The following is a 2,075-nucleotide window of genomic DNA, read 5'->3' on the forward strand; positions in this document are numbered from 1 at the left end:
GGGAGATACTACGTGCACGTAAGCCTATTCATTGGGGCAGGCCCAGTTAAACCCTGCTTTGCAGGAAATCCCGTGTTAAACACCCAGAGGGACCCGGTTTAACCGGGTAAACCTTCGGATTTGTTTAACCGGGCAGGCCCAGTTAAACCCTGCTTTGCAGGACCCAGCACTCACTTTTCATTTGATTGCATATGATGATGAGACCGAAATAATTAAAGTGAGTGCTGGGTGTTTAATTACTCCATAGGCGTAACAAGCAGGGTGTCAGATAAAGGTTCCAATTTGTTGGTTTGAAATTTGTGCTAAGCGTCTTACTGCCCATGAGCAGCGTAGGCGACATCCAGACTATCCCGGGAGAACTCTTCGCCAAGTTCCAGACCAGCTTCTACGCCGATCCTGTGGATGCGGTCTTCAAGGAGCTGGGAGTGGAGCAGCCTGGCTATTCTTTGGGTGGATACAAAGAGATGGCTTGTCAAAAAATGCCTTTCCCCATCCCGGCTTGAGAGAGGCAGTCACCTCACAGATTACTGCCCTGCCTGCCTGTCCTGGAGCTCCCTGGTGACCTGCCTGACCTTGTCCAAGTATTCCTCTTCAGTGATTACACCCTTTTCCAGAAGCAGGGAAATAAGAGCCTCGTGCTGAATCATGTTGGAATAAGAAACTTCATCCCAGGTTAGAGCTTTTGTCTGGGGATCATCGCCTTTTTCTGCCATTACAGCCTCCTGGATATGCTTGATGTGGGATTTAAGTGTCCTGAATTTTTTCTATTTCAGTCTTGCAGATTTCAAACTGTCTTTTCAGTTCAGGCATAAGGTTTGCGACCTTGTCAAGTTCACCAGATTGTGCAAGGCTTTCCATCATTTCAGCTATAGCGCTTATGGCCATGCAACCGGTATTGGCAGAATTACCCTTGATGGAGTGGGCTGCGCGCAGGACTTTCTGTACTGCTTTGTCTTCCAGAGCCTTTTGCAGTTCTTCTATTTTGGCAGGGATATCCTGCAGATACATATTTGCAATTTCCCTGGCCAGCTCATGGTCCTGCTCAAGGCGGTCCAATAAGGACTTGTAATCAAATGGCGGATTTGAAGGATTGCTTGCTTTCTGAAAGTGGCATGCACTGTTATCTATGCTTCCGTATTGTTGAGGAATGAAGCTGTTTTCTTTTTTCAGCCACCTGGATAAAACAGTGGCAAGCTGACCCGGGTTGACAGGCTTGGTGACATAATCGTCCATACCGGCATCTAAACACCTTTCCCGGTCCTGGTGCATGGCTCCGGCGGTCATGGCGATTATCGGGATTTTGGGATTGAGGGATTGAGGAATTTTGGGATTGAAGGATTTTGGGATTGAGGGATTATGGTATTCTGGGGTTGAGGGGTTCAGGGGTTGGCTCTCCCACCTTCTGTCGCCTGTACTCTGATTTCTTTCCTCTGATATCTGATTTCTGACTTCTGACCTCTGATTTCTGTCCTCTGCAGCGCGTATGCGCCTGGTCGCTTCCAGTCCGTCCATTTCCGGCATCTGCACATCCATAAGTACCAGATCATAGCTTTGGTTCTGCAAGGCCTCAACCGCCTTCAGTCCAGTATCTACAATGTCCGCACTCAGCCCCATTTTATTAAGCAGGCCGACAGCCACTTTCTGATTGACCGGGTTATCCTCGGCAACAAGCACATGGCCTTTAAATTTTATCAGCTCGGATTGCTGTCTTTTTATCTCCCGGGCCTGATGCCTGGTGATGATGGAATGGCCCGGGGCTTTGCCGGCACTGGAAAGAACTGTCAGCAGGGTATCAAAGAGTTCGGACTGGCGGACGGGCTTGTTCAGGTAGGCATTAAAGCCCTGTTCTTCAAAAATTTTGGCGTCACCGGGACGTCCCAGAGAGGTCAGCATTACCAGAGGCAGGTCCTTAAGTATGTCAGTGTTTCTTATAAGCCGGCCGAGTTCTGCTCCATCCATACCGGGCATATGCATGTCCAGAATGGCCATGGCAAAAGAATTGCCCTCTGAGTATACCCTGTCCAGAATGAGAAGGGCTTCGTGACCTTCAGAGGCCTGCTCTACCTGTACTCCCC

At 49.2% G+C, this 2,075-nt stretch carries 3 protein-coding genes; 1 reads left to right on the forward strand and 2 read right to left on the reverse strand.

Features of this window, described 5'->3' with window-relative positions; translation table 11 throughout:
* Positions 1-320: 320 nt before the first annotated feature.
* Positions 321-503 carry a hypothetical protein gene (locus D5S03_RS05590; protein ID WP_040417377.1) on the forward strand — a complete coding sequence of 61 codons (183 nt, stop codon included), beginning with the start codon at positions 321-323 and terminating at the stop codon, positions 501-503.
* A 21-nt stretch (positions 504-524) separates the two neighbouring features.
* Here D5S03_RS05590 and D5S03_RS05595 read toward each other — a convergent pair whose 3' ends face one another.
* Together D5S03_RS05595 and D5S03_RS05600 are read right to left on the reverse strand one after the other, a co-directional pair.
* Positions 525-713 (reverse strand): hypothetical protein, encoded by a 189-nt coding sequence (locus D5S03_RS05595; protein ID WP_008868610.1) that lies wholly within the window; start codon positions 711-713, stop codon positions 525-527.
* A gap of 31 nt (positions 714-744) precedes the next feature.
* Positions 745-2,075 (reverse strand): response regulator (locus tag D5S03_RS05600; protein ID WP_287042953.1); only part of this gene is annotated, 1,331 nt, incomplete at its 5' end.

This window comes from Desulfonatronospira sp. MSAO_Bac3 (assembly GCF_003838035.1).
In the GTDB taxonomy this organism is placed as follows: domain Bacteria; phylum Desulfobacterota; class Desulfovibrionia; order Desulfovibrionales; family Desulfonatronovibrionaceae; genus Desulfonatronospira; species Desulfonatronospira thiodismutans.